8 protein-coding genes and 1 other RNA gene are annotated in these 18,642 nt (G+C 66.4%); 5 read left to right on the top strand and 4 right to left on the bottom strand.

From position 1 onward, the window contains the following. Window positions 1–138: 138 nt before the first annotated feature. The 4 genes from ACH5AF_RS34265 (at window position 139) to ACH5AF_RS34280 (ending at window position 5,748) form a co-directional block, all read left to right on the top strand. Window positions 139–870: a DUF5655 domain-containing protein gene (locus ACH5AF_RS34265; RefSeq protein WP_398907372.1), complete on the top strand. Its 732-nt coding sequence runs from the start codon at window positions 139–141 to the stop codon at window positions 868–870. Window positions 871–1,240: 370 nt separating this feature from the next. Continuing rightward, on the top strand, window positions 1,241–2,950 hold the full coding sequence (locus tag ACH5AF_RS34270; protein WP_398907334.1) for a hypothetical protein: 1,710 nt from the start codon (window positions 1,241–1,243) through the stop codon (window positions 2,948–2,950). A gap of 342 nt (window positions 2,951–3,292) precedes the next feature. Next, window positions 3,293–3,727, top strand: coding sequence for a hypothetical protein (locus ACH5AF_RS34275; RefSeq protein ID WP_398907336.1), 435 nt, complete (start codon window positions 3,293–3,295; stop codon window positions 3,725–3,727). Beyond that, window positions 3,724–5,748 (top strand): Hsp70 family protein, encoded by a 2,025-nt coding sequence (locus ACH5AF_RS34280; RefSeq protein WP_398907338.1) that lies wholly within the window; start codon window positions 3,724–3,726, stop codon window positions 5,746–5,748. Before ACH5AF_RS34275 ends, ACH5AF_RS34280 begins: the two co-directional genes overlap by 4 nt. A gap of 474 nt (window positions 5,749–6,222) precedes the next feature. On the opposite strand, the gene ACH5AF_RS34285 is transcribed toward ACH5AF_RS34280, so the two are convergent. Both ACH5AF_RS34285 and ACH5AF_RS34290 read right to left on the bottom strand, forming a co-directional pair. Continuing rightward, window positions 6,223–6,663 carry a hypothetical protein gene (locus ACH5AF_RS34285; protein WP_398907340.1) on the bottom strand — a complete coding sequence of 147 codons (441 nt, stop codon included), beginning with the start codon at window positions 6,661–6,663 and terminating at the stop codon, window positions 6,223–6,225. Window positions 6,664–6,835: 172 nt separating this feature from the next. Next, window positions 6,836–14,518 carry a DNRLRE domain-containing protein gene (locus tag ACH5AF_RS34290; RefSeq protein ID WP_398907373.1) on the bottom strand — a complete coding sequence of 2,561 codons (7,683 nt, stop codon included), beginning with the start codon at window positions 14,516–14,518 and terminating at the stop codon, window positions 6,836–6,838. 1,316 nt (window positions 14,519–15,834) lie between these two features. Between ACH5AF_RS34290 and ACH5AF_RS34295 the strand changes: the two genes are divergently transcribed. Further along, entirely contained in the window at window positions 15,835–16,305 is a 471-nt protein-coding gene (locus tag ACH5AF_RS34295) for a hypothetical protein (RefSeq protein ID WP_398907342.1), read from the top strand. Window positions 16,306–16,483: 178 nt separating this feature from the next. Here the strand turns inward: ACH5AF_RS34295 and ACH5AF_RS34300 are convergent, their stop codons facing one another. Together ACH5AF_RS34300 and rnpB are read right to left on the bottom strand one after the other, a co-directional pair. Then, a complete protein-coding gene (locus tag ACH5AF_RS34300; RefSeq protein WP_398907343.1) occupies window positions 16,484–17,395 on the bottom strand; it encodes a L,D-transpeptidase in 912 nt (303 codons plus the stop codon). An 846-nt stretch (window positions 17,396–18,241) separates the two neighbouring features. Beyond that, an RNA gene (gene rnpB / locus ACH5AF_RS34305) (RNase P RNA component class A) lies at window positions 18,242–18,642 on the bottom strand.

Consider the following 18,642-nt stretch of genomic DNA (forward strand, 5'->3'; position numbering starts at 1 on the left):
ACCCGCGAACCCACGGCCAGAGAGCCTCCGAATCCCCCAGCAGCGCCTACAGTTCAGATTTCGATACCTTCAGAAATCGTGAACTCGCGGGGATTGCACCGGGGCCGGATCGACACGCTCGGTCTGGACGAGAACAACATGCCGGCGCTGATCGAGTACAAGAAGGGTTCCGACAGCGGGGTCCTGTCTCAGGCCGTCTCCTACCTGTCGTGGTTGGAGTCGGCGCATCACGAGTTCGAGGCCCTGGTCAAGGTGAAGTTGGGTGCTAAGGCAGCCGAGTCGATCGACTGGCGAAACCCGCGGATGGTCTGTATCGCGGCCAACTTCTCCCACCATGACCGGGTCGCGGTGCAGCGACTTCGCGAGCGGATCGATCTGGTGCGCTACCGCATCTTCGATGGCGGGCTGCTGAGCCTGTTGCTGATCGAGTCCGCGCCCAGCTCACCGGGTCAGGCTCCGGCTCGGCGGCAGCATCGGGAGCGGGACATTGCAGCTGGTGCCGCCGGCGGGGACGGGCAGCCGTCAGTCCAGGCGATCCTGGGCGCACCCCCGGCTTGCCTGCGAGACCTGTACGCCGAGCTGGACGAGGCCCTCACCGCCTGGGGCGAGGTCGAGGTGGCTCAGCTTCGGCACTGCATCGCCTACCGGCGCATGGTGAACCTCGCCTCGGTAGTCTTCCGCCCGAAGCACGAGGTGATCCTGGTCTACCTCAGAGTCGACCCGGACACGGTCGAGCTGGAGGAGGGCTTCTCCCGCGACATGCGCGGCATCGGCCACCTCGGGACGGGCGACCTGGAGCTGCGGATCGCCTCGGCAGCCGACCTGGAGAAGGCGGGATCGCTGATACGACGGGCGTTCGAGGCGGCCTGACGCAAGAGGAAGACGGCTGCAGTCCGTCAGCCCTGGTCTGTTCGCTTCACGCTCATGCCGCTGGTCCTGCCCAGGACAAAGGTCGTCCAGGGTGAGCTCACTCGACGTCTTCGCTCAACTGGTGCAGTCCAATCGAGAACCCCGACAAGGAGCTCAACCAGCACTCGGGCATCGGCGGCCACGCCTGCGGCCTCGTTCACATCCTTCGCCAACGCCACCCTACGAGGCCCCCAGACGCACCCACCTGCTGCTGACAGAGCATCAGGAGGAGGCGTTCAGCCCGGTGCGCACAAGTCCGTCTCTTCCGCAGCAGGCCGCCGGACACAGGAGCCCCGCAAAGGACCGGAGTGATGAGGAATATGGAGGACTTGTGGCTGTTGTCAGTGCTGACGGTTACTCTGCCGGGGTGTACGAGGAGTTCGAGCTTGAGGACCCCGCGGCGCGCAGGCGCGCCGCAATCGCTGCGGAAAAGGATCGTCTGGCGCGCGACCGTGAGCGGCGCGAGTCCCGAGGCCTCACGGCTGTCAGTGGCTTCCTCCGCCGGAAGTGGGGCTGGCTGGGAGTGGACGGCGACGACGCCGTTACCGCCGTCCACGGCATCCTCGACGAACTCTCCCGCGCCGACGGTCTCGCCGAGGAGCCGCGGGCCGTTCTACGGGCGGCCGCGGCCGGCACCCCCGATCGCGAGGCGCTGCTGCCAGCTGTGCGGGCCGTTCTGGAGAGCGTGACTCCCGAGGAGGTTCTCGCGCATATACGGAGCCTGTGGAAGGCCGAGATTCCCTGGCTGACGGCCGCTGGCGCGGAGCGCTGCCGGGTGATCTGTTCCAGCGCACCAAGTCTCCTGCTCGTCAGCGGCAGGTCGCGGGGCGTGTCTGGTGGCCCCGCCTTCTCGCTCTTCGCTGCTGCAGCTACGCAAGGCGCCGTGCCTGTGCCCACACGCCACCTGCCTGACATCCTGCGCTGGGCACCGATGCCTGCCCTCGACGATCTCGTCGACCACGGTGGCCTATTGCCCGAGGACACCCCTTGGGAACGGCGGGACAAGGACGAGGCCCTGTATCTGCGCGCACGCCTCGTGCCGGAAACAATCTCGTCCGAGGAAGCGGCCACGTTGGAGTGGGCCGACTACCTTCGACGCGAGGCTTTCCTGAACGGCGCGCGTCTCGAACGGCTGGAGCCCGTAGATGTGTGGGACCTGTTGTATGACGTCGTCGCGGACGGGGACGTTACGCGCATCAACGAGTTGGACACTCTCCTACCCCGCACTCAGCAGATCCAGCTCCGGGACATCAGGTCCGGCGCTGTCAACGGCGAGTGGCCTCGTGAAACCGTCGTGGACAGCGGACTGTGGCTGCTGATGGCCAGCCTCTGGCAGCCACAGCAGAGCGTGAATCCACAGCTCAGCTCCTTTCACGCGCTGGTGGCGCTCAACCGGGCGTACGACCTGCTCAAGGCGGGCCGACTGGAGCAAGCGGCCAAGCAGGCGGAGCGGTTCGAGAAGGGCGCGACCGGCAGGCGGGCCGACGCGGGAATCCGCCAGGAAGCGCTCACCATACGGGCCTACGTCGCCGCGGTAGAGGGCAACCTCGACACCGCGGAGACCCACGCACGAACTGCCGTCGGATTCGGAGAGCAGGCCGCCCCCAACGTCGCGCTGGTGCGATCCTGGAAGGCCACGCCGAAGAACCGGCGCGACCGGGCCACTAATCCGTTCATCGAACTCGGCCTGGACCATGGCTCGTTCCGCTGGGAGAAGCACTGCAGAGAACTATTCCGCCAGGCAGAGGGCGATCACGCACTGCAGGCCTGGATCAACGAAGCTGAGGAGCGAATCCGCGCGGCGCAGGGCGGTGACACGGGCTTCTCGGTGTTCTTCCGCATCCCTCTGGAGCCGGAGCGGTATCTGATGCCGGACACGGTTCCCACGACGCTCGTGCCGCCCGTCAAAGGACTGGCTCGCCGCACTCCCTCGCTCAGCGGCGAGCAGTTGGAGCAGATCCGGGCGCGCGCCGCCGTCGAACTTCTCGACGACCTGCGGACCACTCCCCCACGCCTCGACCGCCACGGCCAACGGGCCTGACGCCTCCGTCCTGTCCCTCCTTCTCCCCATAGGTAACCGTCTGCCATGTCTCCCAGAATGCAGCCCGCGCGATCATCCAGCTCCGAAGGCTGGTCGCCTGGCAAGAGGACGTCGTCGAAGAAAGCCGACGCCAGGAAAAAGGTGGCGAAAGCAGATCGTCCCGGCCGAATCTGCCCGGCATGCGGTGGTGTCCAGCCCGGGGCGCAGAAGCGCGCCAAGACACACAGGCCCACCGGCCTGCGTACACGTCAAGGGGCAACACGCGCAGCCGCCGCTCGTGCTGCGGACGGCGAGGAACGCTCAGCAACAGCCGATGCCACGTCGGCACTTGCGCGAGAGCCAGTGGATGCCCCAACCCTGATCAAGGGAATCGTGGAGCGCCTCCCCGCCTCACTCGGTGAGCCCCGCGACGACAGCCCGGCTTCGCCCGCCCAGTTCACCGCCGCCGTGCGGAAGGCGGTGCTGGAGGAGTTCCGGACTCGCGCCGCTTTCGCCGGCCGACTCGCCGAGATCGATGCCTTGCTGTGGACACAGAAGGACCGCGGTGGGCCAGCCGTACACACCGCCATGGCGGACCATCTGAGCGCACTTGGCATCCGCCGCCTCGAAACGCCCGCGAACGCCGATGCGTTCGTCGTCACCGAAGGCGTCGGCGAGGCGTTCGAACTGCTCAGCCCCGCCTACGTCGACGACCTCACGGGCAAGGTCATCCTGGCCGGGCAGCTCCGCCGGATCGTCGCCGATGCCGCACAGAACCACACGGGAGAAGAAGCATGACGGCCACCGGGATCGACTTCGGAACCACGAACTCGGTCGCCGCACAGTGGAATGGCGGCGAGTTCGCCGAGGTCCTCGAGATCGGCAGCCAGGGCCTGGACGCCAACTGGAGACGCCCGGGCTTCGAGCGCCTATACCCATCGGTGGTGGGAACCAGCTCCCTGCGCGCCGGCACGTTGTTCGGCTGGGAGGCCAAGCTCCGCTCCGAGCGCGCCGTCGAGGCGTGCAAGCGCATGCTGCGCGAGGAACCCCTCGTCACCATCGGAGGCGAACGCTTCGCCGCCACCACGGCAGCGGCGGCTGTCTTCCGGTCGATGGCTCTCGCCGCACAGGACGAAGCGGCCACGGACATCGACGAAGCCGTCATCACCGTACCCGCCAACGCTACCGGCGCAGCCCGGTTCCGCACACGGGAAGCGGCGCGTGCCGCCGGAATCACCGTGCGTACTCTGCTCAACGAGCCCACCTCAGCGGCCATCGCCTACGCTCATTACTTGGAAAAAGAGGGTGAGTTCCTGGTCTTCGACTGGGGCGGCGGCACCATGGACGCCACCCTCCTCCTCCACGACGACGGCTTCTTCGACGAGAAGGCCAGCCGCGGCGTCAACCGGCTCGGCGGCCTGGAGATCGACGAACGGCTGCGGCGCATGGTCCTGGACCGGGCACCCGCCCAGCGGCCCTGGACCGATTCGGAGAAACGTCAGTTCCGGCTCGACATCGAGCGCGGCAAGATCCTGCTCTCCCAGCAGGAGTCCGTCAACGTGATCACTCCGGACGGCGTACCGGTCGAGATCGGCCAGCACGAATTCTCGTACGAGATCCAGGACCTGATCACTCGCGCACTGGAGCCCGTGGAAGAGTGCCTGGCGCAGGCGCGCATCGAACCGGACGACCTGTCCGCCGTCCTGATGATCGGAGGCAGCAGCCAGATTCCGGCCGTCCGTGCCGCCGTCGCCGAGGCCCTCGACCGCGAGCTGGTTTCCGTCGACGCGTTCGACCCGATGACCGTCGTCGCCGAGGGCGCGGCCATCTGCGCGGCCGCCATGGCGGGCGAACTGAACAGCATCATCCGCGTCGTCAACACGCACGCGCTCGGAACGGTCACCACAGAGCCGGACGGTAAGAGGCAGTTCAGCACCCTGATCCCGCGCAATCTCCGGCTCCCACAGCAGCGCGTGAAGTCCTACGAGCCGAACAGGGACAACGTTTCCAAACTGACGGTGGAGGTATGGGAAGGAGCCCCCGATCGGCCGGTCGACCACCCGGACAACGTCAAACTGACCGAACTCGAACTGCGCTACACCGAACCCTGCAAGGACAGGAATGAGGGCGTCTTCGACCTCGAGTTCACCTACAGCAAGGAAGGACTGCTGTCGGTCAAGGCAACCTTGCAGCGAACCGGCGAGCCCGTCCTCAACGGCGAGGTCAAGGTGTTCGGTGACGGAGCCGTGGAGCCGGAGGTCAGGAAGGAACTCGAGCGACTCCTCGCCCTCGCCCCTGCAACACGCCCTACGCCGAAACCGACACACCCTCAGCAGCCGTCCTCCCGCCCCGCTCGGTCGGACGGTCCCACCGAACCGCTCGTCGTGGACGGATCCAACCTGGCATGGAACGGAAGGCCACCACGGCACAAGGGCGGACAGCCGAGCTTCGCGGCACTCCAGGCTGCCGTTACCGCACTGCGCTTCAAGCATCCACAGCGCGATATCCACGTCGTCGTGGATGCCTCCCTGAGACACCAAGTCAGCGCGGAGGAACGCCCCCTCGTGGAACAGGCCATCGCGGACGGCCACGTCGTACAGCCTCCGGCCGGCACAGAAGGACGAGGAGACGCACTCGTCATCAGCATCGCCGAGGAAGTGGGTGGAGTCATCGTCTCCAACGACAACTTCGCACCGTTCCAGAAGGACAATCCGTGGCTACTGACCAAGGGGCGGGTAATGGGGGCAACGCAATCGCACGGCATCTGGGTGTTCACCGCGCGCACGCCCAACCCAGCCCCTGGAGCGGTACGCCGCTGACGCAAGAGAGATGTGCCTCGTGGGCGCCGCCACGGGATGATCTTGGCGAAACAGCAGTGCAGCTCGTCCGCGTTGTTCCGGCAGCCGGTCGGCGTCCGGACACCCGACGGACGCAGCGGCGACAACCTTGCGCGGAGTGCCCGCATCCGCAGAATCAAATTGGTGCTGCATCCGGATTTCTGTCGATCAACCGCCAACAGACCGGCGCCGGCTCCCCTTGCCCACGGACCAGGCTTAACGCACTCGGGACCAGTCCGCTCGCCGGTCGCATTCAGTTCAGCGAGCAGGATCTGGCCCAACCAGTCGAAGACCCGGCCCCGTCACCGCTACAGCGATCTCGGGCCGGGGCGGCCCCACAGCGGCTCGAGCGGGTTCCACCGAACATTGCTCAACACATTCGAAGCATGAGCAACGAATATCCCACGAAGAAGCCAAGATGGGGAGAAAGGGTGTCCCGACGAACTGACGTCAAGTTCAGAAGGTGCTTTCTGGAGCAGGCGCGAAGAAGGGCTCTGGCACCAGGGCGGCAATCGAGAAGGGCTCAAACTGCGGATCAGCCACCACGCGGTAGATGAACTCGGGTGTGGACATGTCGACCTGACGCCACTCCCGGTAGCCTCGCCCTCGCGTCACGATGGGCCACTCGTCCGCCTTCCCATTGGCCAGCCAGTAGTACTCGCCTTCGGTCTGGCTGAATCCCCATGGGATGAGCCCACTCTGACCAGGCTGGTAGATCCGGTACGGCGCGTACAGCGAGTCCTCCCCCTCGGTCGGGGCGTCGGCACTGAGACTCTGCCAGGTAGTGGAGAGATCAAAGGCCCCTCCAGGTGCGACAGAAAGAATCTGGAGGAAGTCCGAGAAGAGCCCCTTACCGAAGGTCGCGGCGAGGCGCTTGTAATCCTCGGGCAGGGCCAAACCAAGACGCTCCTCAGTCTCACCCCAGGGCATATCCGCGTGGAGGGGCTCCCAATGGGTGACTTCCACCAGTCGATTGATCCACATACCGAACCTCGCTGAATGACATATACAGAGAAGGAACCAGACGGGGCGGAGTCAGAACGCTACTCCGCCCCGTCCAGTCACACCACTAAGGCGTGTTTGCTATGGGGAAAGTACCCCCGGCGCCCGTATCAGCGCTGTACCACGTAATCGTCAGACTGTCCGGAATGTACGTATTTCCATCCGGGTAGTGCGCCATCGCACTATAGTACACCGTCTCCCCCTTCTCGAGGTGGCTGGCGATTTGATTTTCCACTCGCTTCATTCTCGAGAGGTTTGTTGCCGGGTACAACGGAACAAGGTTCCGAATATCCCTTCCAGTCCCGCCGAAACGATTCGGAAGAAGGTGCCCGCGGTGGAGACCCTGCCCATACAGGCTTTCCCCCTGACGCATCCCCTTAGGAATGAAGAGCGGATTCTGCGTGGGCCACACCGTGTCACTTCCCACGAGTCCAGGACCGCCCTCCCCGATTTCTCCGGTCTCCTTGTCGAAATTGTCGATATTGGCCTGGTTGAGGCACGCCATGACCCCTTGCGCGCGACCCGCGCTGTCCAGCGGCATGTAGAACGCCGCCGTGTTACCGCTGTTCTTGCAGCCGTTCTTGGTCACCGCGCTCGGGTACGAGTCGTAGAAGCTGTACTCGTGGATTCCCTCGGGTTCGGCGAACAATCCATTCTTGTAGCCCGGCTTGCTCTCGTCGTACTCGGTCTTCTTCGGCCCGTTGTCCGAATTCCAGCCGATGACGTTTCCGAAGACCTCAAGTGCGGTCAGCCAACCGCCGGGGCCGACCGTCTTCGTGGCCACCTTGCCGCCACCCGAGAAGACGCTCTTGACGGTGTCCCACCAGTCGTGGCCGTCCAGCTCGACCCTGCTCGTGGGGTTGCCGCCGGTGAAGGCGTAGCGGTTGCCCGTGTACGGGTCCGCGCCGAGGCCCATGTCGGCCAGGGCGCCGTTGTACATGTCCCGGCTGGTGAAGCGGTTCAGGCCCGGGTTGTAGTCACGGAAGCCCATGTCGTACGTGCCGGCCTGGGCGTCCCACCGCTTGGCGTTGAACCGGTAGGGGTTGTACGCCTCCTTGGTCGGGTCGGCCGCGTCGGGCTTGTCGATGCCCGTGAACTCGGTCTTGTCGTCCGAGCCGTAGGCGGTGTAGCCGTAGGTGGCCTTGGTGTCCCCATCCTTGGTGGTCAGGGATTCGACGTCGGTGTGGCTGTTGTAGCCGTAGTAGCCGTCCTCGGTCGTCCCGTCGGTGTTGTGCTTGACCTGGGAGAGGCGCTCGCCCCACGGGCTGTACTGGTACGACGCGGTCAGGACGCCGGCGACCTCCTCGTTCAGGATCTCGCCGGACAGGCCGAGATAGGTGAAGTCGGTGGTCTTGCCGTCGGCGGTCTTGGTGGACGTACGGTCGAGCGGGTCGAAGGTGTACTTCGTGGTCTTCATGGACCCGCCGTCGAGCTTGCCGCTCTCGATGACGTGGTCGAAGCCGTCGTACACGCTCCGCTCGACGACCTGTCCGCCGCTGGTGACGGACTCCTGGCGGCCGAAGGGGTCGTAGTTGTAGCTCGCGGAGACCCCGGACGTCGTCGCGGTCAGCAGCCGGTTCCGGTCGTAGGTGTACGTCGAGGACGTGCCCTTGACCGTCTGGCTGATGACGTTGGCGTTGTCATCGTGGATGTAGGTCTCCGTGCCCGCGCCGTTGCCGGTCTTGACCGACTTGGCGAGCCGGTTGGCCGGGTCGTAGGTGTAGTCCGTGGTGGAGTCGAGGTACGCCGCGTGGTTGTCGGCGTTCATCTTCTTCGCCACGTCCTGCGCCTTGTTGCCGTTGGCGTCGTAGGCGTAGGTGTGCGAGGAGACCAGGGTCCCGTTGGGCTTCTTCTCGGTCTGCGTCTTGAGCGCCGCGTCGAGGTAGTACGCGTAGTCGACCGTGTTGCCGTTGGCCTTGGTCTCCCGCAGCTTCAGACGACGGTCGGTGTACGTGTAGCTGGTGACCTTCGGGTCGGTGTCGGTCGCTGTCTTGCCGACGGAGACCGTCTTGGCCAGTCCGCGCGGGTCGTACGTGTACGCGGCGTACTGGTCGGGGTGGGTGACCGTCTCGGGCTGGCCGTTGGCGTCGTAGGTGAAGGAGGTGGACTTCTTCTCCTGGCCGGCGAGCGCCTCGGTCACCTTCTGGACCTGGTTCAGTCCGGTGTAGGCGATCGTGTAGGCGTCGGTGTTGGCACCGGATGAGGTGTCGTCGACCGACGTCAGATTGCCGTTGACGTCGTAGGCGTAGGTGAAGGTCTTCTTCTCGTTGTCGGTGTCACCCGCGTTGTCACGGACGAGCTTGACTCCGTCAGCGACGACCGGGCCCGCGCTGTTCTGGAACAGCTGGAGCTTGGCGGCGTTGCCCTGGGTGAAGGCGAACGAGCCGAGGCTGACCCAGGTGCCGGCGCCGGTGTTCTGGTTCCTGGTGACGTCGGTGGTGCCGGTGGAGTGCGTGACCGTGTACTTCGCGGTCGTGGCGGCCCCCGTGACCTGCGGGTACTTGACGTAGGCGGTGTAGGTGCCGTCCTTGGGGATGTTCAGGGTCCAGGTGAAGGCGTCCGTACCGGTGCCGGCGGCGTGGACCTGGTGGTCGTATCCCTGCTGTCCGGTCAGGGTGCCCTTGGTCCACGTGCCCGTGGAGGTGGTGTTCTGGACGTCGGAGTTGTCGGCCAGTACGACCGCGCTGCCGACCGGCACGCCGTCGTCCGACTTGGACTTGAGCTTTCCGTCCGGGAAGAAAGACCAGCTCATGGTGCGGTTCGAGGATCCGCCCGCCGACGTCAGCGTCCGGGCCGTCTGCTTGCCGAGCTCGTCGTAGCCGTAGGTGGTGACGATGTCCCACGGGTCGGTGGACGACCGCACCCAGCCGTTGTCGAAGTAGCTGAAGACGGTGTCGTTGCGGACCGTCTGGCCCTCCGACGGAGGCAGAGAGGTCTTGGAGACCCGGCCCACCTCGTCGTAGACCGTCTGGGTGTAGACGTTCGGGTTGTTGTAGCGCGTGTCCGCCGGGTCATAGGGCAGGAACTTCTTGACCGGGCGGTTCAGCGCGTCGTACTCGGTGCGGGCGGTGAAGTCGTCCGCGGCGGCCGTGTCCACACCGCGCGGGGTGATCACCTTGGTGGTGTTGCCGACCTGGTCGTACTCGTACTTGGTCGTCCGGTACGTGATGCCGGGGCTGGTGCCCGTGTACGGGGCCTTGACCTGGGTCTGCTTGCCCCGCTCGTCGTAGGTGACCTCGGTGGTGTTGCCCTCGGCGTCCGTGGAGGAGACGACAAGGGAGTCCTTGTCGTAGGACCGGCTGGTGGTCTTGCCCGCGGCGTCGGTGACCGTCGTGACCCGGTGGTTGAGGTCGTAGGCGGTCTTCGACGTGTAGTCCGTGGTGTCGGCGGTCGCGTTCTTCTTCGGGTCGACGACCGTGGTGATGTTGCCGACGTTGTCGTACTCGTAGGAGACCTTGTCACCGGCGGCGTTGACCGCCGACGTGAGCTGGTAGATCTCGTCGTGGCTGTTCGTGGTGCGGTAGTCGTTCGGGTCCGCCGTGGTCGCGGTGCCCTTCGGCTCGGTGGTCGTCCTGAGGTGGCCGGCCTTGTCGTAGGTGTAGACGGTCTTGCGCTCCGGACCCGTGGGGGTGTCCTTCGGCGCGGTCGCCTCGACGATCTGGTCCGCCGCGTCGTACACCGCCGTGGAGACCGCGCCGTTCGGGGCGGTGGACACGGTGACGTTGTCGTTGGCGTCGTACACCGGCGCCGACGTCGTGATCAGCACGCCCGCGCTCTGGTCCTTGGGCACCGTGTTGACCAGCGGACGGCCGAACGTGTCGTACGTCTGCGTGGTCTTCTTCCCCAGCGCGTCGGCGGTCTCGGTGACCTGGCCCCGCTCGTCGTAGACGAACGTCGTCGCCTTGCCCAGCGCGTCGGTGATGGTCGCCGGGTAGCCCGTCGGGCCGAATCCGCTGTTGGTGGTCGGGTTGCCGTTGGCATCCGTCGCCTTGGTCAGCTCGCCGTAGGCGTCGTACTCGTAAGTGGTGGTGTAGTCGTCCGGAACGGACGTGGTCGCGACGCCCTTCGGGTCCGTCACCTTCTTCAGGTTGCCGAAAGCGTCGTAGCCGAACTGCGAGGTACGACCCTCGGGGGACGTCTTCCTGAACAGGTCGGCGGAGTAGCCGTCCAGACGGGTCTGGTACTCGTACTTCGACGCGTTGGCAGGGTAGACGCCGGGAGCGCAGTCGGAGGACGGCGGCACACCGGCCTTGTTGTTCTCCGCGTCACGCTTCCAGAGCGGGTAGCCCGTCTTCTGGTCGTAGCAGTACGCGGTCTTGGCTCCGTTAGCTTCTTCCAGGTACGTGACGTTGTTGTCCGCGTCCCAGCTCATCTTGCTGGTCTGGGACTTGGCGTTGGTGGTCTGCACCGGGCGGCCGAAGTCGTCCGTCACGTAGTCCGTCGCGTGGTTCTCCGCGTCGGTGGCCTTGGTGTCGGTGAACTTGTCGTTCGTCGCGTTCGGCTTGTAGGCGAAGCCGGTGTTGTTCCGCAGACGGTCGGTGATGGTCTTGGTCCACCAGTGGTACTTCGGGTCGTCCCCGGCCTGCGGCGCGTAGTAGGCCAGATCCGTGGTGTTGCCACGCGGGTCGGTCGCCTTGACCAGCTTGACGTTCTTGTTCCCCTGCGTGGCATCGTAGGTGAACTTGAAGTCCTTCGGCTGTGCCGAGCCCGCACCGTCGGTGAACTGCCCGAGCAGACCCTTGTCGGTGTAGTAGAAGGCGATCCTGCGGCCGGAGATGTCCGTCATGGACTTCACGTGGTCGTAGATCTTGGAGTTGGTCAGGTTGGTACCGCTGACCTTGACGCCCGAGTCGTTGATGTACTCGTAGGTGGCGTCACCCTTCTTGTAGTACTCGACCGTGAGGCTCTGGCGGCCCGCCGGGTCGGTGATGTAGGTGAGGAACTTGGTCGGCTTGTTGTTGGACTTGCGCTCCTCGTACGTGTAGGTCTGCGTGTTGCCGTTCTTGTCGACAGCGGACGTCATGTAGCCGTCGCAGCCGAACAGGAACCGGGTGCCGTCGGGGCGCGTGAGCGTCCACGCGTCGGGGACGGGATCCTTCGTGGGCTTGCAGTCCAGACCGGCCTTCATCGTCACCTTGTAGTGGACACCGGCCGGTGCCTTCCACACGCTGTTGGTGGCGTCCCAGCGGAAGACGTGCGTGGTGCCGTCACCGTCCGGGAGACGGATCTCCGTCGGGTTCGGCTTCGGGTGGAACTCCAGCGGCGCGCCCAGTCGGATGGGACCTGCCGCCTGTCCCGACCAGCCGTGGCCCAGCACGGTGTCCGAGGTGTCGAGCGAGTTGTACGCGAACCGGGCGAACGTGGTCAGCCCTCGGCCCGGGTTGGTGAAGGCGTTGTACTGCCAGACGCTGTTGCCGGAGGCCAGGTTGTTCATGACCGTGGAGCCGGCGCCGGTGTTCTTGCCCGTGTAGGAGTAGAACTTCTCCAGGCCCAGGGTGTTGGAGGTCGGGTCCTCGACCGTCACGTTCTGCTTCAGCGCCGGGATGGCGCCGGTGCCGGCGGACAGCCAGGTACCGTCGGCGACCTTCTTGATGTCCCAGCCGAGCACGTAGTCCAGGCGCTTGTTGCCCTCATCGGAGTTGATGGGGGTCTTGACCTGCGCTTGGATGGTGGCCGACTTGCCCGGGAGCAGTGCCGGGATCGCGGTGGACAGCTGGTTGCCGCCCGTCGTCACGTCCGTGCCGTCCGGGAGCTTCCAGGTGTAGGACAGCTCCCGCTCACCCGCGGCCCATGCCGTCGCCGTCGTGTTGGTGACGGTGAACTCGACCGTGTACTGCGAGTTCGGCGTCATACGGGCCGGAGTCGTCGGGGCGTAGTACGTGTCCTCGGTCGTCGAGTCGACGTAGATGACCTGCATGTACGGGCGCAGCTGCGGGTCGGAGGCCTCGGACGACAGGAACAGGGTGCGTTCCTGCGGGCCGGTGGTGGTCTCGTCCTTCAGCTTGACCAGGACGCCCTTGTTGTTGGCGGGGGTGCGCACCCAGGACTGCATGAGTCCGGTGGCGTCCCACCAGTGGCGGCCGACCTCGTCGGTAATCTGCGGGACGGTGTCGGACACCGTGGCGGAGAAGTCACCGCCCGCGGTGGTCCACGGGGTCGTCGAGTTGGCGTTGTTCCACGTCGCCTGGGTCTCGGTGAAGTCCCGGGTCAGGGAGTGGAGTTCGTAGATCGCACCGTTGGTCGTGCTGGTGGTCTCCGCGCCCCACATGTACATCTTGTTCTCCAGCACCGTGGCGGTGGTGGGGATGGATGTGGTGGGGAACTTCAGCACCGAGCGGGTCTTGCCGTACGTGCCGGAGTTGTTGCCGACGCTCAGCCAGGTCTGCGCCTTGCCGGAGACCAGGCCGTCGTGGTTGACGGTCGGCTGCTGCGAGGAGAGCGTGGTGTCGGTCTGGCCCGCCTGAATGATCTCCATCGTCCGGCCGGCCTTGGGGATGCCCACGATGCGGGTCGGCGACCCGAGGAGCTGCCCGCTCTGGGTCTTGACCGCGAGCTGGTAGTAGTACGACTTCCCGATCTCGCTGGAGCTGGAGTCCGGGGTCGGCACCGCCGTGGTGTCCGTGTACGTCGTCGCGCTCGACGCGATCGGTGCGATCAGCGTCGCGGCGGACGGGGTGAAGACCTGCTGCGTGGAGCGGTGCAGCTGGTACTCCACGATGTCCAGGCCGGTGTCACCACTGCCGTTGGCGTACGCCGGCCACGAGAGCTCCGGGCCGGTGGAGTGGACCACGGTCGGCGAGTTCAGCGACGTGCCGACCGCCCCGTAGGTCACCGTCAGGCGCGGGTACGTGGACGTCTCGCCGCCGTACGTGTTGCCGTCGGCCGCCTCGTAGCGCGGGCCGCCGGTCGGCGCGGTGCCCGACTCGTCCTTGGCCTTGAGCACGAAGCCGTAGTTGGTCGCCGTGCCGGAGACCCACTTCTGGACCGTGTCGGCGACGGGGAAGTCGTGCCACTTGTTGTAGTCCCAGGCGGCCTTGGTGATCTCGGCCGGGTTCACCAGCCGCACCGAGTCGGCCAGCGTACGGGTCGTGGACGAGCCCGTGTCGCCGAGGACGATCTTGCCGGCGTTGCCCTTGGCGAAGCTCAGCTCGGTCGCGTCGAGGGTCTTCCAGACGCCGCCGGTGCCGGTCTGGTTGACCGTGTAGTTCTTGGTGCCGCCGTTGTGGGTGACCGTGTACGGGGCGGCCGTGGCCGCGTCCGCCGCGGCCGGGTAGTGCGCGTCCACCCGGTAGGTGTCGGTCTCCGGGACCCGTGGCTGCCAGGTGTACGACTCGCCCGTGAGTGCGTTCTTGTTGTAGGCGTAGTCGTCGTTGGTCGCGGCCCCGCCGGTCGTGGTGCCGCGCGGCCACTCGCCGACCGCCGCCGTACCGGCATCGCCGTCGTCCAGCTGCACGGTGGTGCCGGACAGTTCGCCCACCAGCGCGCTGGTGTTGGACCAGGTCGCGGGCGTCGCGCCCGACTCGCTCCACGCCCCGGTCGCCCGGTGCGCCTCGAGGGCGACGGTGTTGCCGTTGGTGGTGTGCGCCTGGTCGTAGTACATGCTCAGCCGGGCCGCGTCGACCTTCACACCCGCCGGGATCTCGTTCAGCGGGAACTTGATCAGCGAGCGGGCGATGCCGGTGTCGGTCTTGCCGACCGACAGCTTCCAGGTGTTGTTGAAGTTCACCGACGGCTGGTCCGACAGGACCATCGTGTCCTCGGAGACCGAGGCGATCGGTGTGATGGTGATCGTCGGGTCGATGACGACCGGGTACTGCCGCTCCTTCGCCGCGAGCCACTTGGCATCCGGCGTGACGGTCAGCTTCCAGCCCTTGGCGTCGGTGTCCCGGACCAGCTTCTGGGTGACCTTGGTGCTGTACGTGCCGCCGGTGACCGACTGCGGGTCCTTCTTGGCGTCCGTCATGTACGGAGCCGGGATCACCATCACCGGGGTGCCCGGAGCCTCGCCGAAGAAGGCGATCGAGCCGTCCTTGCGGGTCTTCGGCGTCAGGCCGCCCTCGGTGTCCAGGGTGAAGGTGAACGACACCGGCCGGGCCGGGCGTTCGGCGAGGACGATGTCCTCCTTCACCTGACCGTTGCCGACCCGGTACGACAGGTCCGCGCCGGCGACGGCGTCCTTGTAGACGACCCGGTCGCCCTTCGCCTCCGGCTTGAGCGCCCCGGCGCCGGACAGGCCGAACGTGACCGCCCCGCCGCTCTCCGCCTCGAAACGCAGGAACCTGCCGGCGTCGGAGCCGAACCAGCTCTTGCCGGTGTTCGCGGTGTTGGCGAAGTCGAAGCCCTTGTCCTGCGTGGCGCGCACCGTTGTCTCGACCGGCTTCCAGGACTTCCCGGACCGGTACGACGTCGGAACCGCCGTCAGCTCGGCCTCGATGCGGCCGTCCGACAGCTGCCAGAAACGCGCCTGCGACGTGCGCCGGTCGGTCAGCTCCTTGACCCGCTTCGCCTTCGGAAGCTTCTTGCCCTTCGGCAGCTTCTCCCGGCTCGGTATCTCCAGCTTCCCGCCGACGGGGGGCTTCGTCTCGCCCTCGTCGTCCGAGAACCAGCCCGCGATCGTGTCGAAGACGCCCTTGTCGTCGTCCTTCGACGGCGACGCGGGCGCCGCATACGCCATCTGCGGCAATAGCGAGCCCGCTACCGCCGACACGACGAGACAGGAGATATATCTCCTGTACGGAACTTTCACCTCAATGCCTTTCGGTATCGACGCACCCGCATCGCTGCGCGCGAAATGGGCACGCCGAACGAGCTGGTGCGGAGGTTTCCGCCCAGCTTGGAGCAATGCGCAGTGATCGCACGCAAGAGACGAACCACGAGGTCACGGGCACTGCAGCGGGCTTTCTAGTCACTTTTGTAAGGCCCAGTCAACCCTGAAGACATAAAGGACAATTGATGAGCCGAAGGGGGTGTAGTTCGCCCCATTCTTCCGCTCGCTCGCGCTCGGCCGGTGGCGTGGTGTATAACCACCCGGTTCATCTGCCAGCCAACCGAAAGCCAGGCTCTTTCATGTCGTCCAATGAACTCGCGGAAAACACAGTGCGGGAGGAGAACGAACACGAGAGCACAGGGGGATCGCCCGACCGGCGGGGGCTACTGATCGCCGGCATCGCCCTGCTCGCCTGCCTCGGGCTCGTCGGCTACGGCATCCTCAACACCGACGAGCAGCCGAAGCCGCGCGCCGCGCCGACAGCCGAGGTGACCTACGAGGTCACGGGGACGGGGACCGTCGAGATCTCGTATCTCGCCCGCAGCGAGGCCGGGACGGCCACGGTCGAGAAGGACGTCACGCTTCCGTGGAAGAAGTCGGTTCAGGTGCCCCTCGGCAAGGCCCCCACCGTCGCCATCGTCCTCGACGGGAAGGGCGGGCAGGCGTCCTGCACGCTGGCAATCGGCGGCAAGCACGTCCAGCGCGCCACGGCCATGGGCGAGTTCGGGCGTGCCACGTGCACCGGTGAGCTGCCCGAGGGCGATGGGTAACGCTCGCCGCCTCCGACACCAGTGTGTGGACCAAGGGCCAGGCCGCCACTCTGAACACCAACGGCCGGACCCTTCCCACAGGGTCCGGCCGCCTGGCGTCACGGGGCACGATGTCAGCTGTTGCGAGTGAACTTCCTGGAGCGAGCGACCCGCCCTGTGCCGTGCAGTGCGAGACGGCTCAGCCGATCGCGATCCGCGGGTTCGCCGACGGCTTGACCCAGCCCATGACCCGGTCCATCGTGGCCCGCGGCACAGACACGCAGCCGGCCGTCGCACCGTTGCCGTTGACGTGCAGGAAGATCCCGGCACCGCGGCCGGGTACGGCGGGCCACCGGTTGAAGTTGATGACGAGCGCCTTGGCGTACTGCGTCGGATAGTTGATCAGGTGCTCGCTGCCGCGGTCGCCGGACTCGGTGAGCGGGAAGTCCGCGCCCTCCGCCGTGTGCATCTGGTTGTAGAACTTCGACTCCGGGTCCTCCACCCACCAGTGGCGGTCGTCGACCTTGGTGTACGGCATGGCTGTCCCACTGGACTCGACGCCGAAGCCCTCGGTGATCGTGTACGTACCCGAAGGCGTGGTGTACGTGCTCTGCCTGCGGGTCGCGCCGTCCACGACACCGTTGGAGCCCACGCGTCCGGCGCTCGTGGAGAACTGCGCCTTCCAGCCGGAGGTGCCCTTCTGCCATGCGGTGACGGTGGCGTACGAGCCGCTGGCCTTGACCGTGATGACCTGCGTGGCATTGCCGATGTTCACGGGCACAGGAAAGTCTGGTGCCGCGGCGGGCTGGGACGTCTGCTCTCCGGACCCGCTGCCCATCCCGCCGTCGGCCGTGCCGCCCGCGGGCTTCGTCTTCGGGGTCGCGCTTCCGGACGGCTTGGCGGAGGCGGACGGAGACTTGGACGCGGACGCCGAGACGGAGGGGGAGGCGGAGACAGCGGCAGACGGGCTCGCCGACGCGGAGCTGCCCTTGGCCTTGTGGTCGCCCAGGTCGGCGCGGGGCGCGACGGAAGCCGCGGAGCCGGCGGGTTCCTTCTGGCCGCCGCAGGCCGACACGAGGGTCATCGTCCCGATGACGGCCAGAACGGACACGTACCTACAGGAAGAGCGCAGCACGAAGTGATTCCTCGGTTCGTCGGAACAGCGCGGCACGCACCACCGCGCATCAAGGCGGCCGGTTATACAGGCTCCGCAGCCACCAACACCAGGCGGCGGACATTTCGGACACGGTCGCCGGCCCCTGCCGACCTCGTGCTCCCTGCGGCTGGCTGGGCAGCCTTCGTCACCACCGCCAAGGCGCGTTAGCCGCGGAACGAGTGATCTACCGGAAGACGGGTCTACGAACAGCTCCGACCGCAGCGGTAGGCCCACGCGTGGGGCGACGGCAAGCGCGCAGAATTCGGCACAGTGTGCGGCGTGTCACACGCAGGAGCCGTGGGATCGCCGTGGGATCATCGACGTGGCTCCACAACCACGCTCCACCCAAAACCCCAGGTCAAGGGGGGTACGGGCCCGGCGAGGCGGGCCAGGGGCGCCCGTTTCGCCGCACCAATGAGAGGCGATCGCCACACGCGGAAACACCCCTCCAGGGGCGTTTCCGCAGGTCAGAACGTTTTTCTTGGTGGGGCGGGTGGGACTCGAACCCACGGCCGACGGATTATGAGTGCACCGTGCCCGAACCTATGCCACAGACCACGTCCTGCCTCACGGCAGTTGCAGAGCCGCGGGCGTGGAGCACCAGCGCTATGTCCCATCGATCCGAACCAGCCGGGAGGCGTTGCTCGCCCCCTACTCCTGGGACTTTTCAGGGACTTTCAGCGCTGCCTGAGGGACTTCCGAGGGACTTTTCGCTGCCTAACTCGGCAAGCCCCCGAAAGATCGGAAAGGGCCTCCGACGCAGGTCAGAGGCCCTTTCCGAGGCAAAGCCGCAGGTGGCGGCAGACGAGTCGGGCTGTACGCCGGGTTCTGTGCCCCGGGACCTCGCGGTCGTCGGGGCGACGGCCATCCATCTAGGACCGGCGTTGCCGCCGGCCTCGTGCGGTCTACCCGCGGACTCGGGCGGGCAGCCCTGATGCGTCCGCGCAGGGCCACCGAAGTGGCCCCTCTTGACCTTGCTCCAGGTGGGGTTTACCTAGCCGCCTGAGTCACCTCAGGCGCTGGTGGTCTCTTACACCACCGTTTCACCCTTACCGAGGACCGAGGTCCCCGGCGGTCTGCTTTCTGTGGCACTGTCCCGCGGGTCACCCCGGGTGGGCGTTACCCACCACCCTGCCCTGTGGAGCCCGGACGTTCCTCGGGGAGATCCACAAGAACCTCCACGCGGCCGTCCGCCCGGCTCG

This window comes from Streptomyces sp. NPDC018833 (assembly GCF_044390825.1).
In the GTDB taxonomy this organism is placed as follows: domain Bacteria; phylum Actinomycetota; class Actinomycetes; order Streptomycetales; family Streptomycetaceae; genus Streptomyces.

Excerpts from the sequence above, each read along its gene's own strand:
- ACH5AF_RS34265 (WP_398907372.1), top strand. The coding sequence starts at position 139 with ATGCCGGCGCTGATCGAGTACAAGAAGGGTTCCGACAGCGGGGTCCTG.
- ACH5AF_RS34280 (WP_398907338.1), top strand. The coding sequence starts at position 3,724 with ATGACGGCCACCGGGATCGACTTCGGAACCACGAACTCGGTCGCCGCA.
- ACH5AF_RS34290 (WP_398907373.1), bottom strand. The coding sequence starts at position 14,518 with ATGGTCCTGTCGGACCAGCCGTCGGTGAACTTCAACAACACCTGGAAG.
- ACH5AF_RS34295 (WP_398907342.1), top strand. The coding sequence starts at position 15,835 with ATGTCGTCCAATGAACTCGCGGAAAACACAGTGCGGGAGGAGAACGAA.